This is a genomic window from Paenibacillus hexagrammi (genome assembly GCF_021513275.1).
Lineage (GTDB): Bacteria > Bacillota > Bacilli > Paenibacillales > NBRC-103111 > Paenibacillus_E > Paenibacillus_E hexagrammi.
Genome location: NZ_CP090978.1, coordinates 1,200,301 through 1,223,416, shown reverse-complemented (window position 1 = coordinate 1,223,416; position 23,116 = coordinate 1,200,301). Strand labels below are relative to the sequence as shown.

Sequence of the window (23,116 nt, the reverse complement as noted above, 5' to 3'; positions counted from 1 at the left end):
ACGGCTTGACATTCTAATGCCATTAGATTATTCTAACACCATTAGATTAAAACTTGGTAGGAGCGTGATCTTGTTTTGAAACTTAATCATTTGAACTTGTGCGTACGTGATCTAACGGAAGCGATTGCTTTTTTTCAACATTTATTTGAATTTAGGCTCTTAGAACAAAAGGGGGATGCCATAGCCGTCATGAATGACGAACAAGGATTTACCTTAGTTCTTAGCAAAATGAGGGCTAACCTGGAAGACTACGATCGTTATCCTAAGGACTTCCATGTAGGCTTTTACGTCGACACTGCAGCTGAAGTGGATCAATTTCACCAAAAGCTTCAAGCCTTCGGAGTTGCATCCGAACATGAGCCTAAGTGGATGAGAGGCGGGTATACGCTCTACTTTACAGCGCTTGACGGCATCCTTTTTGAGGTAACATCCTTTAACGAATAGTCGTATAATAACTTCTCCGCACTGTCTATGGCGGCATGATTGAGGATCGTCTTTTTGTGGATCGGTCCTCTAGTGCTGCGCGGCATCACGAACAAAAATAGCGATGGATCGATTCCACCGCCGTTACTTACCAATTTCAACCTCACGAAAATAAATTTCATTAAATCCTTCATCTATAATTTCGCTCAGCTCTTCATCCTCATCGTCCATGTCGTATGTTCTTAATGTTACAAGTTCACCAGTCTCAGCATTCAAGAAAGACTCGATGCCATCCATATACATATCATAGGTTTCAACGAACTCTTTCCATTGATGTTCTGTTAACTTCAAGTCACTCATCCGTAACTCTCCTACATCTTTATTGATCCTATTTTCAAGTTCTTGCTGAGTCTCATGTTCTTCCCACGTAATTCCATACGGAAATCCGCCATCCGTGTAACCAGCAATAAAATAGAAGTTGATCGAATAGAAAGGCGCCGTCGCTCCGTTGCCAAAATCAAATGCGCCTTGAATTGCCAAATGCAGTTGATGTAATGTCCGATGACAGGAAATCCGAATGATGCGCCAGCAATTGGGACGTAATCCTATTTTCAGGTCTTACGTTTCATCAACTCTCTTTTCGGAAAATATCGGTTTAAGCGTCTCTATCCACCCGATAAGCCATCCCCATATTCACCTTTTACAAAAGCTTCTAGATCAGCCATATAGATTTCCCTACCATACTCGACATCTTTCTCGAGCTAAACCTTAGTGATAAGAAAAAAGTCTGCTTGAGCGTGTATGCCCAAGCAGACTTCTTATAGCTAAACTAACTTCAAATACAAATCAAATGTTCGATTCAAAATGGAGGAAACAAGATGAATAAATGGTTCATTATCTCCTGTAGTATGTGCTTCATCAAGTGCTGAATAGTAGTTAGCTCTTTCTTCTTTTTCAATGACAATGGGTGGATATCCATTTTTCATTAATTCAAAGTTTAGCAATAAGCGAGCTGTCCTGCCATTACCATCGATAAACGGATGGATTTTCACAAAATCACTATGCACCATAGCAGCCCTCGAAACAGGATGTAACCTTTGTCCTTCAGCCTGATACCAAGCAATAAACTGCTCCATCTGGGATGGAACCTGCATTGCGTCAGGAGGAATATGTCTAGCACCGCTGATGAGTACATTTTCCTTTCGGTAAATGCCTGCGTCTTCATCATGGATTCCTTTCAGAATTAATCTGTGGATGCTTTTTATTTGCCACTCAGACAGGGGCTCCTGTCTACCCACAATCTCTTCGACATAAACAATAGCTTCCTTATGATTAATAACTTCCAAATGTTCGTGAATGGTTTTTCCGCCAATTGTTATTCCTTCAAGGGCTACTTTTGTTTCCGATAATGTTAATGTATTCCCTTCAATTGCGTTGGAATGATAGGTCCAATTTACGATAAGATGCTCTCTGATGCTCTTTAATGTATGGGGAGGAAAAGGCCTCTTCTGATCTAAAACCTGCTTTTTTTTATCTATTTGTTCAAACAAATATGATCCCCCCACTGTCGATAATATCTCTTCTGATTATAGCCGAAAGTGAACTGTCAAACCAACATAACCAATATTTACGGATTATTGATTCACATATCCCCCGCACACCTGAATATATTTAGTAACAAGCTTTTTTTCGCTATATCCATTCCGCGTTTTGCTTTTCATATTACCTACGGAATACTCAGTTTATGCTTACAGAGTACTGTTTCCAGCAAAAAGTTTCAGGAGGTGTCCCGCATGACAGAGCCTTTATTCATTGTCTCCAAGGAGGACTGGTCTCTCCACCGCAAAGGATACCAGGATCAGAACCGGCACCAGCAGAAGGTGCGAGATGCCATTAAACAAAATCTCCCCGACCTGGTGACCGATGAGAGTATTGTCCTCTCCAACGGCAAACAAGTCGTCAAGGTTCCGATTAAAAGCCTCGATGAGTATCGATTCCGCTTTAACTACAATAAAAGCAAGCACGTCGGCCAAGGCGACGGAGATTCTCAAGTCGGCGATGTGCTGGGCACAGACCCGCAGCCTGCGCAGGGCCCGGGCAAAGGTGAAGGCGCTGGCGATCAAGCCGGTGAGGATTACTACGAGGCGGAAGTGAGCATGGAGGAGCTGCAGACGCTGCTGTTCGCAGAGCTGGAGCTGCCGAATCTGAAACAAAAAGAAAAGCGCAACATGACGACGACAGAGGTGCTTTTTAACGATATTCGTAAGAAAGGAATCATGTCCAACATTGATAAGAAACGGACGATTCTTGAGAATTTGCGGCGCAATTCCAAGACGGGAGAGCCGGGTATCCATGGCATATCGCCGGACGACCTGCGGTTTAAGACTTGGGAGGAAGTGGAGAAGCCTCATTCCAATGCATTGATTATTGCGATGATGGATACCTCGGGGAGTATGGGTTCTTTTGAAAAGTATATCGCACGCAGCTTCTTTTTCTGGATGACTCGCTTCCTAAGGACCAAGTACGAGAATGTAGAGATTGTGTTTATCGCACACCACACGGAAGCGAAGGAAGTGACTGAGGAGGAATTTTTCACCAAGGGCGAGAGCGGCGGTACAATTTGTTCCTCCGCGTATCAGGCGGCTCTGGATATTATCGACAAGCGGTACCCGCCTTCGCAATTTAATATTTATCCGTTTCACTTCTCCGACGGCGATAATCTCACTTCCGATAATGAGCGCTGTGTGAAGCTGATCAACCAATTGATGGAACGCTCCAACATGTTCGGCTATGGTGAAGTGAATCAATACAATCGGAGCAGTACGCTCATGTCAGCGTTCCGCCATATCCACGACCCCAAGTTTCTTCATTATGTGATACGGGAAAAGGGTGAGGTCTACAAAGCGCTCAAGACCTTTTTCAGCAAACAGGAAGGAGTGGCTTCCCCATGAGTACTTCCGAAATCCGCCAGCTTGAGTACGCGATCGACGAAATCACCGAAATCGCCAAAGGCTTCGGCTTGGATTTTTATCCCATGCGCTATGAGATCTGTCCTGCTGAAATTATTTACACCATCGGAGCCTACGGGATGCCTACCCGCTACAGCCATTGGAGCTTTGGTAAAAATTTCCACAGAATGAAAACCCAATATGACCTGGGTTTGAGTAAAATTTATGAGCTCGTCATTAACTCCGACCCTTGCTATGCCTTTCTACTTGACGGTAATTCCCTGATTCAAAACAAGCTGATCGTCGCTCACGTGCTGGCGCACTGCGACTTTTTCAAGAACAATATGCGTTTCTCCAAAACGAACCGCAATATGGTCGAGAGCATGTCCGCCACTGCCGAACGGATCCGCCAATACGAAATCGAGCACGGAACAGATCAAGTCGAGCAGTTCATCGACGCAGTTCTCGCCATTCAGGAGCATATCGACCCTGTGCTGACTCTTACATACCGTCAATCCCGCAGCAAGCAGGAAGGCAAAGCCAACGCACCTTCCGTACGTAAGGAAAGCAAGTTCGGCTATGAAGACCTCTGGGAGCTGGATGACAGAGAGAAGCCGAAATCAGAAGAAAAGGAAGAAGCCAAACGCTTCCCGCCCTCTCCTGAGAAGGACATTCTTCTGTTCATCGAGGAGCACGCTCCTTATATGGAGGATTGGCAGCGCGACATCCTGACCATGCTGCGGGATGAGATGCTCTACTTCTGGCCGCAGCTGGAGACGAAGATCATGAACGAAGGCTGGGCTTCGTACTGGCACCAACGCATCCTCCGCGAGCTGGATCTAACCGAAGAAGAAACCATCGAGTACTCCAAGCTCAACTCCTCCGTTGTCGTGCCGTCGCGCAATAGTCTGAACCCTTACTACTTAGGCGTAAAAATCTTTGAAGATATCGAAAAACGTTGGGATAACCCGACCGAGGAAGAAATCCGCAAGCTGGGCCGCAAGCCGGGAGAAGGTCGCCGCAAAATGTTTGAAGTACGCGAGTACGAGTCGGATACGTCCTTTATCCGCAATTATTTGCATAAATCTCTGACCGAAGAGCTGGATCTGTACGTGTTTGAGAAGAAGGGTCCCGAATGGAAAATTACCGATAAGACCTGGGAAAACATCCGCGACCAGTTAGTGTACTCCCGCGTGAACGGAGGCTTCCCCTATATCGTCGTCGAGGATGGGGATTACCAGCGGAGCGGCGAGCTTTACTTGAAGCATTGCTACGAGGGGATCGAGCTGGATCTCAAATATGTGGAGCGCACGCTCCCTTACATCTTTAAGCTCTGGAGCAAGCCGGTTCACATGCATACCGTTGTCGAGGAGAAACCGGTGCTGTTCTCGTTTGATGGGAAGAAGCATCACCGGCGGTTTTTGTAAGTCGAGGAAAACAATGATTGACTAATGAATAGATAAATGAAGACCCGTAGGTGAGCACTCGTGTTGGTGCTTGACTACGGGTCTCATTCATAGGCACGTTCATCTAAGATTGCGCTTCATCGCACCATGTTTGAATGAAGTTATTACGTACCGCTCTCCCTTGCCCAGAGCCTTATAAGAAACAATATAACTGTCAACCATACAGTAATAGGTGTCAAGATATTCACGCGAGGGCATCGTTGTCCCCATTTGAACAACCTTTTGCTCGACACGCCGGAGTAATTTATTTTATATTCAATCGTTTCTTGTTCACTGAAATGTTCGCTCTTGATTTGTCGGAATCGATTTCGCGCGGTTTCGGTCCACTGTACGGTCAATTAGAGCTCACCACGCTTTATCGCTTCAACCATCTCTTCTGTGGAAAACACTCTTCCTTCGATTAGATCTTGCTCGGAACTCTCTATCATTTGTCTGATTTCCGGATCAAAATCAAACTCATCGACTGGGCTGAAGACCTCATATTCCAAGCCTGCAATTCGGATGAATTCCTTGTGATCTTTCACGTATGAATCAATAACCGTTCCGTCTGGAGCTTTGAGACTAAATTGCATGAAGTTCGCCTCCTTTATGTATGAATTATAGCATATCAAATGACAAAGCTGCATTCATGCATTGGAAAAGGCCATACTCGAAATGACGAGATTCCTTTGTCTGATTTCCGGATCAAAATCAAACTCATCGACTGGGCTGAAGCCCTCATATTCAAAACCCGCAATTCGGATGAATTCTTTGCGATCTTTCCCCTTACACGTATGTTTTTCATCCTTCAACACAAATTAACAAGGCTATGATCATCAAGGAAAAAAGGAGGTATTCACCGTGTCCAAGGCTAAAACAAAAATTACTAAATCTCAGCGGACCGTAGATAAAGAGCTGCAATCCCGCAAATCACCTGATCTATCCGCACAAAAAAATCACCACGATCAAGTCAAGGAATAGTAAGGTGGCAGTGCTGGAAACGTTGCAGCGGCAGCGATAGCCAAGCTCCGCCGCTGCATGATTACTGAATCAAGCTTTTCACAAGATTAGCTTCATAGTTACAGAAGTACCAGACATCCCGCAAGCTTCAAAACCAAGCTTTTCGTACAGCCTTACAGCCCTAACGTTTCCGGATCTACACTCAAAGAGAGTGCTGGATACCCATCAGCTCGAGCTTGCTCAATCAGTTGGTTCATAAGCAAGGTTCCAACCCCCTTTTGCTGGCCATCCGGTCGAATGGCAATGCCGAGCTCAGGCGTGTTTTCATCCAAATATCCATAACCGGGATTGGCTTTACTAAATAATCGATACCATGCAGCACCTACTGCTTTACCGCCGTCAACAGCGACCAGCGCTCTGTCTCCCCGTTTCCCCCAGTTCTCGTGGTACTTTTTCATACTGGGAGTACCTAGAAGCTCTTCTCTTGTCGGCTTGTCCTCTACCATGTGAACAGATTCATAATGCATATCCAATAAAAAGTCAAACTCTTCCTGTTTCAGTTGTCGAATCTCTAACATATTTTTTGTTCACTTCCTTACGTTGTACAGATACCTGAACAATATCTTCTAATACCGATTCATACAAGGTAAAGAAAAGATATATGTATTCTTTCAGCACATAGCTCCAATCACTGCAGCGTCATCAACGTTTCAAACTCGCTGACCTCACTATTGGATTGCTTGCAAATGCTAATCCACGAAAACTGATGCGGTGTCAGGATATCGATGAGCCTGGGATCGTAGCAGGTCCCCCGCCCCTCCAACAAGCGCCTGAACGCTTGGCTCGGAGCCATCGCATCACGGTAAGCTCGATTGGAGGTCATGGCATCAAATGCATCCGCTATCGCTAGAATTCTGGCTTCGAGCGGAATCTCTTCCCCTTTCATACCGCTAGGGTACCCTAGCCCGTCCCACCTCTCATGATGATACAAGACCCCGTCCTTTAATCGGCCTAAGAGGGAGATTTTCTCCACCATTTTAGCTCCTACAACAGTATGTGTCTTAATGATCTCGTATTCCATATCCGTAAGTCTGGAAGGCTTGGTGAGGATAGACTCCGGAATGTTAATTTTTCCAATGTCGTGGAGTAAGCCCATCATTTTCAGCGTATGCAGCTTTTTAGGATTATTCTGGTATTCGGGCAATTTTCGTGCAAGCTCTACCGCATACTCACTGACTCTCTCGCTATGACCGAACGTATACGTATCTTTGGCCTCAACCGAAACAATAAAAGTCTTCACGACTTGCTCAAGAGATTCATCCGCTGATTTTGTAACGATAGATACTAGATTTACATAAAGACCTAGAAGCTTCTTATACAAAATGTGACTAAACGTCGCCAAAATAATATAAAGAAGAACACGATTGGATAAATCGATGATGTCGAACGTGGATCGGGGAACCAGAGGAAAATAATAGTCAAGTGCAACCATGCTGATGAGTCCGAGAATCGAATACACCGTCAGCGAAATTATATCGCCATAGAGTGCAGATACGATCGGTATCAGGAGAAAAAAGCTCCATGCTTCCCTATACCCTGAACCAAAATATAAAGAAACGACAACAAAACAGACAAACCACAGCGTAATATGCTTCAGCACCACCACTGGCAGCTTGGAAAATTTGATCAATACATAAGTGACCAAACACACACCCGTGCATAGCAATAAAGCTCCAACATCCGCTCTGGATAAGGAAACATTCAGAATTCGGAAGGCATAATTCCAAGCCAAGCTTAGCATTAGGAATATAAAACCGACCTGTACGATATTGTTATTCAGTTTGTCTTGATGAATGCTGTAAAAGGACATCAGAAGACGTCTGCTTTGATCGGAATTATCCATATATAAACCGTCCCACGTAAGTTATTTGATATTTATTGTAACAGTTTTGACCATCATAATCGATCAATTTGGAAATTTCTATAGTAAAATCGACCCAATAATGTTACAATTCGTATCACATAGCCCAGAATTATCTAAATAACGACAAATTTACTAAAATATCTAAAAAGGAGTAAACCTCTCATGCCAGAAATTGATCGCTATCGTTTCTATGAAGCTGCGGGTCCAATGAGGGAACGCGCCATCTGTCTCCATCATCTTCGATACCGTGAGGTCGGGTTCTTTAAAGAAGACGAAGAAGATCCTTACGAAGTTGACTCTATTTATTTTGTCGCAGAGGCTGCAAAAGAGTCTAAGATTGTCGGAGTGACCCGGCTTATTCTAACCCAATTAGATGAGCTGCCCACAATGAAGTACTTCTCTCTATTTGACTTGGAAAAAGCCAAGCTTAAAAATTTGGATCGGCTTCGTTACGCGGAAATCAGCGCCTTCACGAAACTGCCTGAGCATGATGTTGGAATGGGTCTCATTCGAACCGTTCTGCAATACTCCAAAGTAACTGGAGTTACTCATTGGATCTGCTGTATCGATGAAAGAGTGTACAAATATATGCACCGCATGTTCAAGTTTCCTTTTAAGGTGGTAGGAGCACCTAAAATTTACTTGGGCTCTACCAGTATTCCATGCGTGTTAAATCTCGCAGAATGCTTGGCTACTCTGGAAACTCACCGCCCCATGCTTCACCAATATTTAACGAATGACACTCATCAACCCTTGGAGGTCGTGCAATCGTGAACGAACAATTTAGCCGAAATCTCGGAATTATGACCGAAGAAGAAATTCTTACTTTGCAAAAAAGCACCATCTCCATCGCGGGATGCGGCTGTATTGGCGGATTTTCCGCTGAACTTCTAGTGAGAATGGGGATAGGCAAAGTAAAGCTTGCCGACCCCGACGTCTTTGATGTTTCCAATATCAACAGACAGTGTGCCGCAGCTCACGATACGGTTGGAATGTCGAAGGTAGAAGCGCTGAGAAATCACCTGCTGCGAATTAATCCGAATCTGATCATCGAAGAGTATACATCCGGCGTCACTGCGGACAACATTCAAGCCTTTTTAACAGGGGCGGACTATGTCATTGATGCCATTGATTATTTTGAGTTCCCGGTTTCGCTCATGCTTCATCAAGCCGCTAGAAAGGAGCAGCTGCACATCATTACTGCAGTCGCACTGGGATTTGGCACCTCCGTGCTTACCTTCTCTCCTTCAGGTATGACGCTGGAGGAATATTTGGGGCTGCCAAGCGACCTCTCTCCGGAAGAAGTAAGGAATCTTACATTTCCAGCCGGAAATTACACTAGCTCGCTTCCTTCCTATGCGACACAAGAGAAAATCGCCGGATGGATTCAATCCAGAACGATTCCTACCATCAGCGTAGGACAAGCCTTAGGCCCAGGCGTGCTGGTCTCTCAGCTCGTCTTGCATCTATTAAATCGCAAGCAGCCCTTGCTGGTTCCCGATAAGTTCGAACTGCAGTTCGAGCAGTAAATAAGAGCGGATTAGCTTCACCGGCAATAAATCAAAGGTCAGGCAAGAATAACTCCTGCCTGACCATTTCTATCTGGGTGCTCACTAGATCCCTTTTACAGCCGCCATAGGTTTGCATTTGGCTACAACGCGGGCAAGACCTGCACCAACGACACTTTCAATGATTTGGTCTACATCCTTATAGGCTTGAGGCGATTCATCAATCATGCTTTCCAGGGACTTCTGGTTCACGACAATTTCATCGTCTTCGCCGACTCTAAGTACGCTAGAGAACTCTTTCAATGTGACTAGCCGCTTAGTAGCGCTGCGAGAACGGATGCGCCCTGCACCATGACAAATGGAATAGAAGTTGTTCTTCCCTTCGTCAGCACCTACCATGATGTACGAAGAGGTTCCCATGGATCCTGGAATGAGCGCAGGATGTCCTGTAGACAAGAACGGGTCAGGATTATCTGTGTGCCCTGCCGGCAGCGCTCTTGTTGCTCCTTTGCGGTGAACAAAAAATGCCTCTCCCTCGTGCTCCTCCTCACAAGCATAGTTGTGCATGAGGTCATAGAGTGTTTTCATTTCAAATTTAGAGCCAAATACATCTCTGCAGGCTTCCCGAATCGCATAAGCTATCAAATGCCGGTTCACTACGGCATAGTTCAAAGCGGAGTACATCAAATTCACATAAGACTGTGCAACGGGATGCTCCAAGGGTGCGAATGCCAGTCTGGGGTCAGCGGTGCCTAGCCCAGCTGCGTGCATCATTTTTACCATGTTGCTGGTACAGTACTGGCTCACCGAACCACCCCAAGCGCGTGATCCGGAGTGGATCATGATGATTACCTGACCGTCGAAGAGGCCCCATTCCTCTGCAAGGCTTCGCTGATCCTCCGCAATCTCTACATATTGAATCTCAGCGAAGTGGTTCCCGTTGCCAAGCGTACCCAACTGTCGATGCGCGCGGTGCCACACCCGTTCGGGGAACAGATTCAAAGCGTCCTCATCCAGATGAAACCTGCTTCGTTCGACGTGAGTCAGGGAGGTAGCCTTACGGGGACTATACCCGTCAGGCACATATTTTTTCGGCAGTCCATGCAAGCCTTTCGTCACGACATGCTCCAAACGAATATCGGAGAAATGTCCACGTGCATGGTCTTCCACCGGCACATATTTCTCGATCGCTTTTACCAGCTTGCGGCGAAGCTTAACCTCTCTCAATTCATCTTTGTGCAAATTCGTCAAGTGTACTCTCATACCGCATCCGATATCACTGCCGACAATCGAAGGAGATACATACCCACTCTGCATCTTCCACACCGCTGTCGTTCCGATGCATGTTCCTATTCCGACATGAACGTCCGGTGTATAGCTCATATAAGCTTGATTCGGGATTTGCAAATTGTTATTAGCCATTTCAAACACTTTATAATCCAAAGACTGGAATAGCTCCGGACCTGCATACACGTGCACAACCCCGGAAGGAAGCTGCACTTCTCTATAATAATCTTGATTCATTCGAACTTGTTCCTCTCTATTCCCCCCAAACCTCCCTTAGTGCCTCACGGAACAAGCCATCTAATGCTTCATCCTGCTTCTCTCCTGCGGCCGGGATTTGTTTAGCGGTTTCTTCAAAATAAGCAATCTGACGCTCCAGGTATTCATTCAGATCTACAATTTTCGGTTCGTAGTCCAGCTCAATGCCAGACTTCTTTCTCTCTAGCAATGAATATACTTCCTGCTTCAGCTTCGATTCGGGCAGCAATTCGTCTACCAGAACCTCAAACTCCATAGGCGGCATCGTACCTTTCGTCTCGACCCATTGACAGGCCAGAATCGGACGCAGTACATAAAAGTATTTTTTGATTTTCACCTGATCGCCCTGCAAATACTCACGAAAATTTCCTTTGGCCATATGCAGGTAGTGATAGACGCAGGACTTTGGCGAAAATGTTAGTGGAGACATCTCTCTGATCTTCTGAGTGACTGAGAATTTCTCCAGATAATGAATCGGCGATTGCAGCCATTCAAGCAGCGGCGGATTCGATTTGCGGAACAGATTGAGTGCCTTCTTCAAATCCCATCCGTTAATATCCAATTGATCGCTGATCGGGTATTCAATCACATCTCTCTTTTCGAAAATAGATAAGTACCAATCAACCGGCCTCACATAAAGGAATCTCACATCATAATCGCTGTCCTTAGAAGGGAAGCCCCAAGCTCTGCTGCCTGATTCGCAGGCGAAGAGGATGCGTACCTGCTCCTCACGCTCGATCCGATGCAGTTGCTCCTGAATTTGTTGTCTATATTCGTTCATGTCAGTACCTCCTTCACACAATAAAAGCCACGGACGGGCTTCGTCCATGGCTGTAAGAAGTAACATTATTCAGAAACGTTTCATCCTTGCGGAGATACCGTCCTTTGAATTGTTCCTAGCCTGGTCGGGACCCATGATAAGCACCCCTGTGCGATTGTCGATACTTGAAATTGGATTACCATCATGATCTCCAGCCCCTTTCCATTCATTTACATTCATCATAGTGTCCATACCTATATAGTGTCAATTGGGGTTCACAAGATAAATTAGTTATACCCAACCTTCTTGTTTAGCTGCTCTTTCATAAACTGGATAAATTGAAGCGATTCAGCCTTTGAAAGCCGACGTCCCTCCAAAGTAAAATCAAATCTCTTCAGAAGCTCATCTTCCTCATCGTGTAAGTGATCGAGCAAATCCTGAATTTGATGATCAAGTAACATGTGCATACTGGAACCAGCCCCCTATTCATGTCTATGTCCCCTAGTATATCTCCAAATTGTTTGGAAACTTTTAGCAAGGAAAAATTTTCTATTATCTAGCAGTTATTTTTTCTACAATAGATTCATAGACTCATAGCAATTCATGATTTTACCGGAATAGGAGTGCAGCCATGCAAATTTTTAAAACTGTAAAAGTACGTCCGCAGCAAATTATTCTGCTAACTTTCATTATGATCACCAGTTGTATGTTTACAGTCATTCTAGCAACACATTTTTATCAAAAGAATTCCCTTCCCTACGTATACCAGACAAAGACCGCCTCCAATCAGGTTGAACTGCATACGATACGCACGACTCCCGAGCACATTGGACTTAAAGCGATTGCGAGTAATATTACCGATCTGGATGTCAGCGGCATTAACGGAGGTTTCTTCTGGCAAGGGTATCTGCTAAGCATAGCGGTCGAGGGCGACCAGCCCGTAAAGGGCAAACCGGGTGAATATGGATCGGGCTGGTTCAATACAGATCGAAAAAGAGGGACACTCGTATGGGATGAAGCCGCTCAAGCCTTCTCGGTTCAAGTTGTGGAGAAAGCTGAAGAGCTGCAAGTGAAAGACCGTTCCCGTTATTGGGCCCAAGGCGGGGTAAGTATGGGACTTCAAAATGAGGAACATTGGGCCGAGCAAGCTGTCTCTGAGGAAATGCCGGTTATTGACGAAAAGAGAATGCGTTCGGGGATCGTTTACGACAAGAGCAATCAAGTCTATCTCGTGGTTGCGCCAACTCCATGTACCGGGGATGAATTTCGCAACGCCATTAAGGAAAAGGTCGGGAACGGACAACTGGTTGACGGATTGTTCTTGGATGGAGACGGGTCTTCTCAGCTTAAATTGGCGGATGCAGCTCTTCCCGGAGACCATAGAGAAGTGTTTCAAATGATAACTCTATTGAATTAGATAGTTGACAATTCGCCTTATTTCCTAGGAAATAAAGGCGTTTTTTGTTGTAGGTAGTTGTTGCTCCCTCAAAAAGCTGCGTTTGATCGTCAAAAGTCGCATCTGCTCATGGACTCTTTCGAAGCTTACATTCAGGAAATTTTCAACTTCCTCTCATCCATTATTCAGGAAATCCTCAGACCATATTCAGCCAACATGCTTACGATATACGCATGAACCAAAACCCAATACATACATAAAGGCGGTATATGAAAATGAAAAGACTAAGTAAACAAGTTCTGACAAGCGCCATCCTTGCCTCATTCGTCTTAGGCTCCTCGTACACCATACATAATCAAGCTTTTGCAGCCGAGACGAACGCGCAATCCAATGTACAGGCGGATACGATGAAGCAGGGTGATCAGGGACGCGGTCCAGGCGGTGGCATGGGATTCCATGGCGGTGATCTGTTCAAGGAAACTGCCACTTTATTCGGCATTGAACAAAGCGAACTCATGGAAACGCTGCAAGAAGGAAAAACTCTGGTGCAAATCGCTGAAGGTTACGGACTTACGGAAGATGAATACCTGGAGAAGCTGACAGCAGCTATAACAGCATCGATGAACAGCGAGGTAACTGCAGGCACAATGACGCAGGATCAAGCAGATCAGATGCTCGAGGGTATGGCGGATCGGTTGAAGCAGCAGATCGAGAATAACGCCTTCGGCGATAGGATTGGCGGAGCACCGGATTCCAGCGGTAAGAAGCAGCCCCCTGGTAACCGTCCTGATTCAACCGCTACGAATCCCGAAAGCTCCAACGCAGCAGCTGATGATGCTTCAAGTGATACTTTGACGGATATTCATAATCACTGGGCCGTCTCATCAATCCGACATTTGGTCGCCAAAGGAATTCTGCAAGGCGATTCCAATCATAAATTTAATCCTGATAATGCCGTGTCGAGAGAAGAGCTGGCTGCCATGATCACTCGCAGCTTTCATCTGGAAAGCAGCTCCGATGCAAATACAAGTGCAAACGGATCAGACAGTGCTGACTTTACAGACGTTCCACATGATCGTTGGTCCTATGAAACCATTGAAGCTTCCAAAGACTTCTTTACTTCTCAATCCGACGCTAGCGGAAAACGAAGCTTCCAGCCTGCTGAGGGAGCCAAGCGCGAGGACGTAGCGGTCACTTTAGTCAAAGTTCTGCTGAAGCAAGATAGCTCTTTAAGCTTACTGGATGCGGATTCAGCCGATAAGCTCTTATCAGAGCAATTCAAAGACGCAGACAGCATTCCGGCCGAGCTTCGCCCTTACGTTGCGACCGCTGTACAAGCAGGCTGGATTCAAGGTGACGATCAAGGAAACTTCGCACCTCAGAAGACAATCTCCCGCGCTGAAATCGCGACGCTTCTGGACCGCCTGATAGGCAGCGAAGACAGCACTTCCGCCAATGCGGAGTAGCAGCCTTTAAAAGAGGCCGACTGATCATTCAATCGGCCTCTTTCCCCTCACATTTGATGTTCGTGAATCAAATCCATCTTCAGCTGCCATGCTGCCGAGCTGAGATTGACCCGATACATTTCCGGATTTAATTTGCGCAAATATTGCGGCCAGAACAGCTTCTTCTGGTTCTCGTGATATTCGCGGATTTGCTTTAGCGCCGGGAGCTCATATACGAGCCTTCCGTCTTCGAAAATCGGCTGCAGCAGCGGCACCGCATCATAATTATCAATAAATTTATGAATATAAGGATGAATCGGATCAAACAGCTTGATCTTCGTACCATTGATAATGTCCTGCTCATGCTGCAGAGCCAGATAGTCCGCTTCCGCTTTACCCGTTTGGCGGTTAATGATCCGGTACACATGCTTGAAGCCGGGATTTGATACTTTCTCGGGATTGCCTGATATTTTAATGACCGGCGCATACTCTCCGTCTTTTTCCCGGGCTACGAGCTTGTATACTCCGCCGAGCGCGGGTTGGTCCGCCGCGGTAATCAACTGCGTCCCCACCCCCCACACATCGATGCGCGCTTCTTGACCTTTCAGGTTGAAAATAATGTTCTCATCCAAGTCATTCGATGCCACGATCTGCACATACGGAAATCCCGCTTCATCCAGCATCTTTCGGGCTTGCTGCGACAAATAGGCCAAGTCGCCGCTGTCAAGGCGAATCCCGTTCATACGTTTTCCCATACTCTCCAAATGTCGAGCAATTCGGATCGCATTAGGAACTCCGCTTTTTAGCGTATCGTACGTATCCACGAGCAGCGTAACTTGATCCGGCAGCGACTCCGCATATTTACGGAAAGCCTCTTCTTCCGAGTCATGAGCCTGAACCCAAGCATGCGCGTGCGTACCTTTGGCAGGTATGCCGAACAGCATGCCGGCCCTCATATTGGAGGTAGCATGGAACCCTGCTAAATATGCAGCCCTTGCTCCCCAGATTGCGGCATCCGCTTCTTGCGCACGTCTAGTACCGAACTCCAGCAAAATATCATGAGGCGCCACTTGCTTGATACGGGAAGCTTTCGTCGCTATGAGAGTCTGATAGTTCATAAAATTCAGTACGGCCGTTTCAATCAGCTGCGCTTCGAATATTCTCGCTTCTACACGAATCAATGGCTCGTTAGGAAATACAAGTGTACCTTCCTGTACCGCGTTCAAATTTCCTGTGAACTGGAATTTTCTAAGCTCTTCGAGAAACTCTTCTTTATAATTTTCCTCCTGAGATTGCAAGTAAGCAATTTCTTCTTCACCGAACGATAAGCTTTGGATGTATTGTACGATTCGTTCCAAGCCTGCGAAAACCGCATATCCGTTGCCGAAGGGCAGCTTGCGGAAGTACACCTCAAACACTGCCTTCTCATTCAGCGAGCCCTGAATCCAATGGGCATACATCATATTGATCTGATATTTATCCGTATGAAGCGTTAGATTGTCATAGCTCATTCCGTTCCCTCCGCTCCATCTTTAGTAATAACACGAGCTCCCAGCACATGTTGAAAATGTCCCAATGCCCAGTCATGCCCCTGCCCGTTAAAGGAGGCCACCGCATCTTCGTGAATGACAATACTGAATCCCTTGTTATACGCATCCACAGCTGTATGCAGCACGCATATATCTGTGCACACACCAATAAGATGAACCTCTGTTATACCTCGAGCCCTGAACTGCAGCTCCATATCCGTTCCGCAAAATGCGCTGTATCTTGTTTTATCCATCCAATATATGTGCTCTGCATTCTCTTGATAGGCGTATTGTAGCTCTCCATATAGATGACGTCCTTCCGTCCCTCTAATATTGTGCGGTGGAAAGAGCTTGTGTTCCGGGTGATACGAATCCATATCATCATGTAAATCAACAGCCATGACGACAAAATCGCCTTGTCTGATAAACTGCTCGGTTAACTCGACGATTCGCTGTTCAATTGCAATGGCAGGATCTCCACAAGGAAGTTTACCTGTAACAAAATCCACCGTATAGTCAATGACAACAAGTGCTTTCATCCATCATCAGCTCCTCTGAAATTTGTCCCTAGCTATATATGGATAGCCGGGGCTCATAACCGGTAAAACGATACAACTGTGCAGCACGCTGTGAGTAGCGGTTCGAGGCTAGCAGCTCGCCGCTGCTGCCGCGCACTTCTTCGATAAGCCCTTCTCTGCTCTGGGTTGAAGTAATCTTGCGAATGAAATTCTTCTCTTCGAATTCCGGCACGACCGTTTGAAGAACCTGATACAGCTCACTGATCGTAAACTCCTCGGGCAAAAATTCCCTAGCAATGGTTGTGGTAAGCATCTTCTGCTGGATTCGATACAGAGCATCCTGCAAGATCATTCGATGATCAAAAGCCAAATCCATAGAAAGAGCTGTCTTGACCGGAAACAAACGAACATCCGCTGCATCATCTGCCGCCTTGCGCTTATCAAGCAGCTTTTCGTTCACAAGCGCTAGGTAGGCATGGGAGATAATCCAGCCTCTTGGGTCCCGACCTGGTGTGCTGTACACATTAAAATACTCAATATGCACATCGGCAACGCCGGTTTCTTCTTCAAGCTCACGCCTGGCGCTTTCATGAATTGTCTCCGTTTCCTTGGAAAATCCCCCCGGCAGCGCCCACTGCCCTTGAAACGGCCACTGCTTTCGCTCAATTAGCAGAACTTGCAATTCTCGATGGGGAAGCGACTTCTTGACTGTGTTCTTATCTGATGTCGTGATGGTAAAAATAACGATATCCGCAGGGGCCCCATCTGGAGTTCGATAGCTACGGGAATCGTAGTTGGTTTGATTCGTAGGCTGATTCACTGTACTTCACCTGCATTATTCATATTTTCAATTTGATATTATCAATATGACACAATTAAAATCGAATGTCAAACATTTTTTTCTCCTTAGGACTGTTTCCAATCCTACATTTTTGTAATAAGGTTGACCGCCATTGGGCGTCTGTACCGGCAAGCTCCGAAAAAAAGCAGCTCCCTGTTCTTGGACAGAATCGCTGCATATTGAATACCGCCTATCTATTTATTTCGCTTTTTCTCTCCGCACACGATTTATAAATGAGCTGCTAACCCAGAGTAATTTTCCACTTTGTTTGGAAGGTATGTTTTCCGGTTCCTGACGGAAAGCAGTTTGCTGCCAGATTTGATACACATATAAAAAAAGGGCCATTACCGTCATAATGGATAAACTCCCCATTGGAGGTAAGTTCCCGCCGCTTGTGATACCTAGTTTTTTCCACAAAAGTCTGAATCCAAATGCATACACACTGTCAACTCCTACATTTACTAATAGGTAAACCCAAAATTTATTAAAAGTAAATCTGAAAATCCATATGGTTCCAACTAGGAAAATGCCGTAGACCGTATGAATTTGCGCTACTTGATCCCAAGAAAATAAGGTCACTTTATAGTGCCACCATCCATACGTCCATGCTAGTTGATACACAATTGTGTTAAGTACAGTTGCTAATAATGCGACTGGTATATAATTCTTTAGTAGTGATTTGTTCATTAGCAGTAATGACAACCATGGAATGATAAACATTCCCCAAATGATAACTTTAGCCACCTGTAGTCCCCCCCAAAGCGCATTTCGATCTATTTATTATTTAACAAAATTATCTATTTATGTACGAGTCGGACCCAGCCTCAGATACAAGCATGCTGTAGGAGTCTGATCGTCATGATGCCTGTTGGATGGATTTCAGGATAAACGGATATAAACGGAGGGTTCGTAAACAAAAAAACACGCCAAGTCATTTCTGACCATAGCGTGGTTCTTATACCTTCTATTCTTCTTGACCTCCGGAAATCGTCTGCCTGTACTCCGAAGGTGTAACGCCGAATTTCTTGCGAAACAGCTGGGAGAAGTGGCGCATATCCTGATAGCCAATTCTCTCAGCGATTTCGGCCAATTTAAGGGCAGGATTTTGCAATAGCTGCTTGGCCTGCTCCAAACGTAATTGGATGACATACTCCTTAAAACCGTGCCCTGTCTTTTGTTTAAACAGCTGACTGAAATAAACCGGATTCAAAAAGACGATGGAAGCTACCTTCTCAAGCGACAGATCGACCTGATAATGCGCACGGATATACTGAAGCGCGACATCAATCGCCTTATCCCCGCCGCCAGCTCCATAATGCTCATATACTTGCGTTGCGGAGGCTTGCCTCATGTGCTGTACAGCAACAGGAACGTCATTGAAGTTTTTGATCAGCTCGGAATGCATGATTTGAAAAGGAACCCGCAGACAGCGAACCAGATTGACGCGAAGCTCATCAAGCAGTGTAGGAAGCTTGTCTGCCTGATGAATGGAATAAATGCCTAATAAGCTATTGGTATCATGAATGGTAACAAAGCCTTTGCCGAAACGTTCAATCAGTTCGCCGAGTATGTTCTCGATAATAAAATGCTCCAATTGAACCGCGCGGTCGCTATCCATCTTGACCATAATCAAATAGAAGGTCGGAAAGCTTTCAATTAGAGGTGTCAAATCAATGCGTCCGATATCCAGTCCTGCTGCCCAGCGGCCAAAAACCGCTTCCCGCAAAGATTTCTGGCTGTTCTTGAGCTTTTCGGCTTCTTGGGTCAATTCTTCTTCTCTGGCGATTTCCTCACTCAATTGCTGAATCATATCTATGAGCATTTCTTTCCCGATCGGCTTCAGTAAATAATCCTTGGCTCCCAGCCTCACCGCTTCCTGAGCGTAAGAGAATTCCGAATAAGCGGATACAACCACCCATTTTACATGAGGATGCTTTTTTCTCGCGATATTCATGAGTTCCAACCCTGTCATACTAGGCATCAAAATATCCGTTAGCACGAGCTGGATTGGATGATTATGCAAAATGATAAGTGCCTCTTCCGCGTTAGCTGCCAGATGCATGCGAAAATCCGGAAAGCGTTGTCTGAGCGTCCTCTGAATGCCTTCTCGAATGACTGTTTCGTCGTCTACAATCAGAATATTCATTCCATCATTACTCACCTTTCGGAGGAAGCGGTACTGAGATGGTCACAGTGGTGCCCGTTCCTAATTTGCTTTCAACACGAAGTCCATACAAATCACCAAACATAAGCACTATCCTTCGATGTACGTTAGGGAGGCCGATGCCCCGTCTTTTCATACCGCTTGAATCCGTTTTACTATCAAGACTTCCTTCACTCTTTAGCCCACTGTTTTCTAAGGCTTTGCACAACATGGTAAGATTCTCTTGCTCAATTCCTACACCGTTATCTTCAATGATGATCAGCAGTTCGTTTTCCTTCTCTTCCGTATAGAGTCGCAGAACACCGGGGCGATCAAGTGGTTCGAGCCCGCTTTTCACTGCATTTTCAATAATGGGCTGAATCGTCATCTTAGGAAGTGGAATGCTGAGAAAACGGTTTTCTACGTGAATCTCCGTGCTCACCCGTCCTTCCAGACGGTTTTCGATAATCGTCATGTAATGCCTCATCTGATCCAGTTCTTGCTTGAGCGTCGTTCTGGATGCTTTCTGCCAATCACTGCTGTATCGGAACATATGTGATAAAGCGAGTATGACACGCCCCAGCTTATCATTCTCCCGTTCATCCAGCATCCAATAAATCATATCCAACGTGTTATATAAAAAGTGCGGATTCACCTGCGACTGAAGCGCCTGCAGCTCAGCGTTCTTCTCACTAATTGAAGCGAGTGTAATCCTCTCGATCAGCTCATCCATCCGGTTCACCATGCGGTTGAACGAGGAGACCAGACTATTAATTTCTTCAAAGGAACGAACATTCACGGCTCCGCGGAAGTTCCCCATCTCCACCTGCTTCATTTCTCTAATCAATAGCTTAACTGGAGAAGCAATGTTGCGGGACACGATCGTGGCCAAAATCGTCGAGAGCATAACGAATACAAGAATCACATAAAGCAAGTAATCCCTCGTCTTCACGACCTCGGCATTAATGTCTATTTTAGGCGTAAGTCCATATACCGTCCAGTCCGCTTTGGTCGCATTAGCCGCTACAATCAATTGATCAGACATGTTATCGACCACGATCGAATTCGTCGTTGGTCTTGGAAGGTCTGCGAATGAAATACTTTGCAGCTTTTTGTTTGTGGTGGCTGTTACAATACGATTCGACTTGTCAACGATATATACTTGGCTGTTCGGACTAATGGTCACGTTGGATACAGCCGAGTTAATTGCTTTCGTAGAAGCCTCAATAAGCACAATTCCTACAGACCGATGGTCCGTCAAATCATACAGCTGGCGTCCGAATACAAACACAGGATCCGCCTGCAGCGCGTTGATAACGGATTGCGGATAAATACCAAGCCATACCATTTCTCCGGTTGAATTTTTCAGCTTCTCAAACCATTCCGAACTCGAATAGTTGGCATCCAGCACGCCGGCAAATCTTCGTTCATAATTAAAAGTTCTACCTTCATTCGTAATGACATGAATACCCACAATATCATCTCTGGAATAATAAATGGCCCCCAGAATATTCGTGATTGTTCGGTCATTAACAACCCTTAGCGCGGGGTTCGTATCGCTTTGATGATCCTCAAGCAGTCTAAGCAGCTCATAATTTCCGTTAAGCGCTTTAGTAATACTGTCATAGCCCTCCAAAAGCAGGTCAAAAAGTCCGACGGTTTGTGAAATATTTTTCTCCGCCATGTCACTGATTTTCGTGTGTATAATATCTGTCGTTCTCTGGTAGTACAGCACACTGACAATAAGCAGCAGCGCCATCATACATGAGAGAAACAGCAGAAATAACCGGTTGTGCAAAGAGTTAAATCTGCGTCCCACGTTAGCCATCTCCTTTTCTCTGTTCAGCACTTTATCATAGTAGCACGAGAACTGCGCACGTGAAAGAAGATCGTATGAAAACGAAAAAAGCGAGGGGTGAAGGTTAACCCTTCACCGCACCCGCCATCATGCCTTTTGTAATCTTGTCAGACAAGAAGAAGTAAATAAGTATTACAGGTAATGCGCCTAGTACGAGAAATGCTCCAATAGCTCCATAGTTGACAGAGTATTGGCTGACGAAGCTGTTCACCCCGAATGGCAGCGTCTTTAGCTTTTCTGAGGAGATAAACGTAGCTGCGAGGATGTATTCGTTCCAGATACTGATGAAGGTCAGAATACATACGGTCATCATCGGCGGTATGGAGACAGGGATGATGATGCTGCGGAAAATTCGGGTAATGCTCGCTCCGTCAATAATCGCCGACTCTTCGATTTCGTTGGGGATTGCTTTCATGAAGTTACTGAGAATGAAGACGGCAATCGGCGTCTGGAAGGCAATGTAAGGTAATATCAGCGACAAGTGTGTATTCAGGATGCCGATGTTTTTGAAAATGATCATGAGCGGCAGCAAAGTCGCTTGAAGCGGAATCATCATACCGAGCAAGAAAATCAGCATGACGAGAGGCGCATATTTCCATTGAAACCGGCTAATAGCAAAAGATGTTAGCGAGGCTAGTAGCAGAACACCCACCATCGTTAATGTCGTTACCAGCAAGCTATTACCTAAATACTTAAAGTAATGCCCTGAACCAATTGCATCCGTAAAGTTTTTCCACTGCGGTGAGGCAGGGAGTGCAAAAAATTTGCCGGACAAAATTTCCTCATTTGTTTTCAATGAATATAAAAGCAACCAGAGGAGCGGATACAATTGCGTGACTACGAGGATACCCAGGAAGACCCAGACGATGCCTTTGACAAACGAAAAAGGTTTGCGTCCAGTCCGGGCAATCGGCTTAGATGCTGTCACACGTACGGTTTGACTCATTGCACGACCCTCCTCCTTCTACGTGAATTTTCTTTCCAATCGGGTAAAGACAAAGTTGATCAGAACCGTTGCAACCAGACACAAGATGACCAGGAAGGCAGCTATCGCACTTCCGTATCCATATTTCATGGATAAGAAGGACATGTTGTACATGTGAGTGGAGATAACGTCTGTCGCATGCGCAGGACCCCCGCCTGTCATAACCATGATCATGTCAAATGCTTGCAGCGACCCGATAAAAGCTAGAACGATCGATATTTTAAATATCGGAATATTCAAAGGAAATGTGATGTGCCAGTCAGCTTTGAAGCCTTCGGCTCCATCGATTTTCGCCGCTTCGTATACATCGGCTGGAATGTTCTGGATACCCGTAAACTGAATCAGGGTGTGATAACCAAGATATTGCCATAATGCCACAAAGTACAGAGCAATCATCGCTACCTTTGGTTCCGTGAGCCAGGAATGCGTCCAACTCTGCAGTCCAAGCGTCTCAAGCACTTGATTAAGCATACCGCCCATGGAGGCCGGGTTATAAATGGTTTTCCATAATTGACCTACGATAACGACCGAAAGAATAACCGGTAAAAAGTAACTGGATACCAAAAAGTTTGGTTTTTTTACATATCGGTTTAACATCATAGCTACAAAAAGCGCTACTGGAATCTCTGCCATGGAGAACAAGGCAAACATCAATGTCCGCTTGACGGATGGCCAAAAGACCGGATCGTTAAACAGCAAGTTTTTAAAATTGTCTAATCCAATGAATTTCGATTCACCAATCCCGTTCCAATCCAGCAATCCACTGTAAAAGGAGACGAGGATGGGCACGAAAACAAGACAAACATAGAGCAGCAAACACGGCAGCACAAACGCGGCTATCGTCAATTTGGAGACTCTCAACACATTCATCTCTAGTCCGCCTCCCCTGTG

At 45.6% G+C, this 23,116-nt stretch carries 23 protein-coding genes; 7 read left to right on the top strand and 16 right to left on the bottom strand.

Going from position 1 to position 23,116, the window contains the following annotated elements; all coding sequences use genetic code 11:
- Positions 1-75: 75 nt before the first annotated feature.
- Positions 76-444, top strand: a complete 369-nt coding sequence (locus L0M14_RS05495; protein ID WP_235121205.1) for a VOC family protein — start codon at positions 76-78, stop codon at positions 442-444.
- Between the two features lie 123 nt (positions 445-567).
- Here L0M14_RS05495 and L0M14_RS05490 read toward each other — a convergent pair whose 3' ends face one another.
- Together L0M14_RS05490 and L0M14_RS05485 are read right to left on the bottom strand one after the other, a co-directional pair.
- Positions 568-963 carry a hypothetical protein gene (locus tag L0M14_RS05490; protein WP_235121204.1) on the bottom strand — a complete coding sequence of 132 codons (396 nt, stop codon included), beginning with the start codon at positions 961-963 and terminating at the stop codon, positions 568-570.
- Between the two features lie 284 nt (positions 964-1,247).
- Positions 1,248-1,973, bottom strand: a complete 726-nt coding sequence (locus tag L0M14_RS05485; protein ID WP_235121203.1) for a Fic family protein — start codon at positions 1,971-1,973, stop codon at positions 1,248-1,250.
- A 243-nt stretch (positions 1,974-2,216) separates the two neighbouring features.
- On the opposite strand from L0M14_RS05485, the gene yhbH reads away from it, so the two are divergent.
- On the top strand, positions 2,217-3,374 hold the full coding sequence (yhbH, locus tag L0M14_RS05480) for a sporulation protein YhbH (RefSeq protein WP_235121202.1): 1,158 nt from the start codon (positions 2,217-2,219) through the stop codon (positions 3,372-3,374).
- Positions 3,371-4,798 (top strand): SpoVR family protein, encoded by a 1,428-nt coding sequence (locus L0M14_RS05475; protein WP_235121201.1) that lies wholly within the window; start codon positions 3,371-3,373, stop codon positions 4,796-4,798. The genes yhbH and L0M14_RS05475 overlap by 4 nt, the downstream gene beginning before the upstream one ends.
- A gap of 377 nt (positions 4,799-5,175) precedes the next feature.
- Here L0M14_RS05475 and L0M14_RS05470 read toward each other — a convergent pair whose 3' ends face one another.
- The 3 genes from L0M14_RS05470 to L0M14_RS05460 all read right to left on the bottom strand — a co-directional run bounded on the left by L0M14_RS05470 (position 5,176) and on the right by L0M14_RS05460 (position 7,679).
- Complete coding sequence (locus tag L0M14_RS05470) at positions 5,176-5,409, bottom strand: hypothetical protein (protein WP_235121200.1); 234 nt, start codon at positions 5,407-5,409, stop codon at positions 5,176-5,178.
- Positions 5,410-5,949: 540 nt separating this feature from the next.
- Positions 5,950-6,354: a GNAT family N-acetyltransferase gene (locus L0M14_RS05465; protein WP_235121199.1), complete on the bottom strand. Its 405-nt coding sequence runs from the start codon at positions 6,352-6,354 to the stop codon at positions 5,950-5,952.
- A gap of 110 nt (positions 6,355-6,464) precedes the next feature.
- On the bottom strand, positions 6,465-7,679 hold the full coding sequence (locus L0M14_RS05460) for an HD-GYP domain-containing protein (protein WP_235121198.1): 1,215 nt from the start codon (positions 7,677-7,679) through the stop codon (positions 6,465-6,467).
- A gap of 183 nt (positions 7,680-7,862) precedes the next feature.
- Here L0M14_RS05460 and L0M14_RS05455 point away from each other — a divergent pair, with 183 nt between their 5' ends.
- Positions 7,863-8,474 carry an N-acyl amino acid synthase FeeM domain-containing protein gene (locus L0M14_RS05455; RefSeq protein WP_235121197.1) on the top strand — a complete coding sequence of 204 codons (612 nt, stop codon included), beginning with the start codon at positions 7,863-7,865 and terminating at the stop codon, positions 8,472-8,474.
- Positions 8,471-9,229 carry a ThiF family adenylyltransferase gene (locus tag L0M14_RS05450; RefSeq protein ID WP_235121196.1) on the top strand — a complete coding sequence of 253 codons (759 nt, stop codon included), beginning with the start codon at positions 8,471-8,473 and terminating at the stop codon, positions 9,227-9,229. Before L0M14_RS05455 ends, L0M14_RS05450 begins: the two co-directional genes overlap by 4 nt.
- Before the next feature lie 84 nt (positions 9,230-9,313).
- On the opposite strand, the gene L0M14_RS05445 is transcribed toward L0M14_RS05450, so the two are convergent.
- The 3 genes from L0M14_RS05445 to L0M14_RS05435 all read right to left on the bottom strand — a co-directional run bounded on the left by L0M14_RS05445 (position 9,314) and on the right by L0M14_RS05435 (position 11,977).
- Positions 9,314-10,732, bottom strand: a complete 1,419-nt coding sequence (locus L0M14_RS05445; protein WP_235121195.1) for an RtcB family protein — start codon at positions 10,730-10,732, stop codon at positions 9,314-9,316.
- Between the two features lie 16 nt (positions 10,733-10,748).
- Positions 10,749-11,531, bottom strand: a complete 783-nt coding sequence (locus tag L0M14_RS05440) for a nucleotidyltransferase domain-containing protein (RefSeq protein WP_235121194.1) — start codon at positions 11,529-11,531, stop codon at positions 10,749-10,751.
- A gap of 266 nt (positions 11,532-11,797) precedes the next feature.
- Positions 11,798-11,977 carry a hypothetical protein gene (locus L0M14_RS05435; RefSeq protein WP_235121193.1) on the bottom strand — a complete coding sequence of 60 codons (180 nt, stop codon included), beginning with the start codon at positions 11,975-11,977 and terminating at the stop codon, positions 11,798-11,800.
- Between the two features lie 164 nt (positions 11,978-12,141).
- Here L0M14_RS05435 and L0M14_RS05430 point away from each other — a divergent pair, with 164 nt between their 5' ends.
- Both L0M14_RS05430 and L0M14_RS05425 read left to right on the top strand, forming a co-directional pair.
- The gene (locus tag L0M14_RS05430) at positions 12,142-12,927 is read left to right on the top strand and encodes a hypothetical protein (RefSeq protein ID WP_235121192.1); all 786 of its coding nucleotides are present in this window, start codon (positions 12,142-12,144) and stop codon (positions 12,925-12,927) included.
- Positions 12,928-13,181: 254 nt separating this feature from the next.
- Positions 13,182-14,372, top strand: coding sequence for an S-layer homology domain-containing protein (locus L0M14_RS05425; RefSeq protein WP_235121191.1), 1,191 nt, complete (start codon positions 13,182-13,184; stop codon positions 14,370-14,372).
- Between the two features lie 47 nt (positions 14,373-14,419).
- On the opposite strand, the gene L0M14_RS05420 is transcribed toward L0M14_RS05425, so the two are convergent.
- The 8 genes from L0M14_RS05420 to L0M14_RS05385 form a co-directional block, all read right to left on the bottom strand.
- The gene (locus L0M14_RS05420; RefSeq protein ID WP_235121190.1) at positions 14,420-15,862 is read right to left on the bottom strand and encodes a nicotinate phosphoribosyltransferase; all 1,443 of its coding nucleotides are present in this window, start codon (positions 15,860-15,862) and stop codon (positions 14,420-14,422) included.
- A complete protein-coding gene (locus tag L0M14_RS05415) occupies positions 15,859-16,419 on the bottom strand; it encodes a cysteine hydrolase family protein (RefSeq protein ID WP_235121189.1) in 561 nt (186 codons plus the stop codon). The genes L0M14_RS05420 and L0M14_RS05415 overlap by 4 nt, the downstream gene beginning before the upstream one ends.
- 28 nt (positions 16,420-16,447) lie before the next feature.
- The gene (locus tag L0M14_RS05410; protein WP_235121188.1) at positions 16,448-17,218 is read right to left on the bottom strand and encodes an NUDIX domain-containing protein; all 771 of its coding nucleotides are present in this window, start codon (positions 17,216-17,218) and stop codon (positions 16,448-16,450) included.
- Between the two features lie 219 nt (positions 17,219-17,437).
- A complete protein-coding gene (locus tag L0M14_RS05405) occupies positions 17,438-17,983 on the bottom strand; it encodes a hypothetical protein (protein WP_235121187.1) in 546 nt (181 codons plus the stop codon).
- Positions 17,984-18,203: 220 nt separating this feature from the next.
- A complete protein-coding gene (locus L0M14_RS05400; RefSeq protein ID WP_235121186.1) occupies positions 18,204-19,385 on the bottom strand; it encodes a response regulator in 1,182 nt (393 codons plus the stop codon).
- Positions 19,386-19,392: 7 nt separating this feature from the next.
- Positions 19,393-21,201: a sensor histidine kinase gene (locus L0M14_RS05395; protein ID WP_235121185.1), complete on the bottom strand. Its 1,809-nt coding sequence runs from the start codon at positions 21,199-21,201 to the stop codon at positions 19,393-19,395.
- A gap of 103 nt (positions 21,202-21,304) precedes the next feature.
- Positions 21,305-22,186, bottom strand: a complete 882-nt coding sequence (locus L0M14_RS05390) for a carbohydrate ABC transporter permease (RefSeq protein ID WP_235121184.1) — start codon at positions 22,184-22,186, stop codon at positions 21,305-21,307.
- 18 nt (positions 22,187-22,204) lie between these two features.
- A complete protein-coding gene (locus tag L0M14_RS05385) occupies positions 22,205-23,095 on the bottom strand; it encodes a carbohydrate ABC transporter permease (protein WP_235121183.1) in 891 nt (296 codons plus the stop codon).
- Between the last annotated feature and the right edge of the window lie 21 nt (positions 23,096-23,116).

Excerpts from the sequence above, each read along its gene's own strand:
- yhbH (WP_235121202.1), top strand. The coding sequence starts at position 2,217 with ATGACAGAGCCTTTATTCATTGTCTCCAAGGAGGACTGGTCTCTCCAC.
- L0M14_RS05475 (WP_235121201.1), top strand. The coding sequence starts at position 3,371 with ATGAGTACTTCCGAAATCCGCCAGCTTGAGTACGCGATCGACGAAATC.
- L0M14_RS05470 (WP_235121200.1), bottom strand. The coding sequence starts at position 5,409 with ATGCAATTTAGTCTCAAAGCTCCAGACGGAACGGTTATTGATTCATAC.
- L0M14_RS05465 (WP_235121199.1), bottom strand. The coding sequence starts at position 6,354 with ATGTTAGAGATTCGACAACTGAAACAGGAAGAGTTTGACTTTTTATTG.
- L0M14_RS05460 (WP_235121198.1), bottom strand. The coding sequence starts at position 7,679 with ATGGATAATTCCGATCAAAGCAGACGTCTTCTGATGTCCTTTTACAGC.
- L0M14_RS05455 (WP_235121197.1), top strand. The coding sequence starts at position 7,863 with ATGCCAGAAATTGATCGCTATCGTTTCTATGAAGCTGCGGGTCCAATG.
- L0M14_RS05445 (WP_235121195.1), bottom strand. The coding sequence starts at position 10,732 with ATGAATCAAGATTATTATAGAGAAGTGCAGCTTCCTTCCGGGGTTGTG.
- L0M14_RS05440 (WP_235121194.1), bottom strand. The coding sequence starts at position 11,531 with ATGAACGAATATAGACAACAAATTCAGGAGCAACTGCATCGGATCGAG.
- L0M14_RS05435 (WP_235121193.1), bottom strand. The coding sequence starts at position 11,977 with ATGCACATGTTACTTGATCATCAAATTCAGGATTTGCTCGATCACTTA.
- L0M14_RS05430 (WP_235121192.1), top strand. The coding sequence starts at position 12,142 with ATGCAAATTTTTAAAACTGTAAAAGTACGTCCGCAGCAAATTATTCTG.
- L0M14_RS05425 (WP_235121191.1), top strand. The coding sequence starts at position 13,182 with ATGAAAAGACTAAGTAAACAAGTTCTGACAAGCGCCATCCTTGCCTCA.
- L0M14_RS05420 (WP_235121190.1), bottom strand. The coding sequence starts at position 15,862 with ATGAGCTATGACAATCTAACGCTTCATACGGATAAATATCAGATCAAT.
- L0M14_RS05415 (WP_235121189.1), bottom strand. The coding sequence starts at position 16,419 with ATGAAAGCACTTGTTGTCATTGACTATACGGTGGATTTTGTTACAGGT.
- L0M14_RS05400 (WP_235121186.1), bottom strand. The coding sequence starts at position 19,385 with ATGAATATTCTGATTGTAGACGACGAAACAGTCATTCGAGAAGGCATT.
- L0M14_RS05390 (WP_235121184.1), bottom strand. The coding sequence starts at position 22,186 with ATGAGTCAAACCGTACGTGTGACAGCATCTAAGCCGATTGCCCGGACT.
- L0M14_RS05385 (WP_235121183.1), bottom strand. The coding sequence starts at position 23,095 with ATGAATGTGTTGAGAGTCTCCAAATTGACGATAGCCGCGTTTGTGCTG.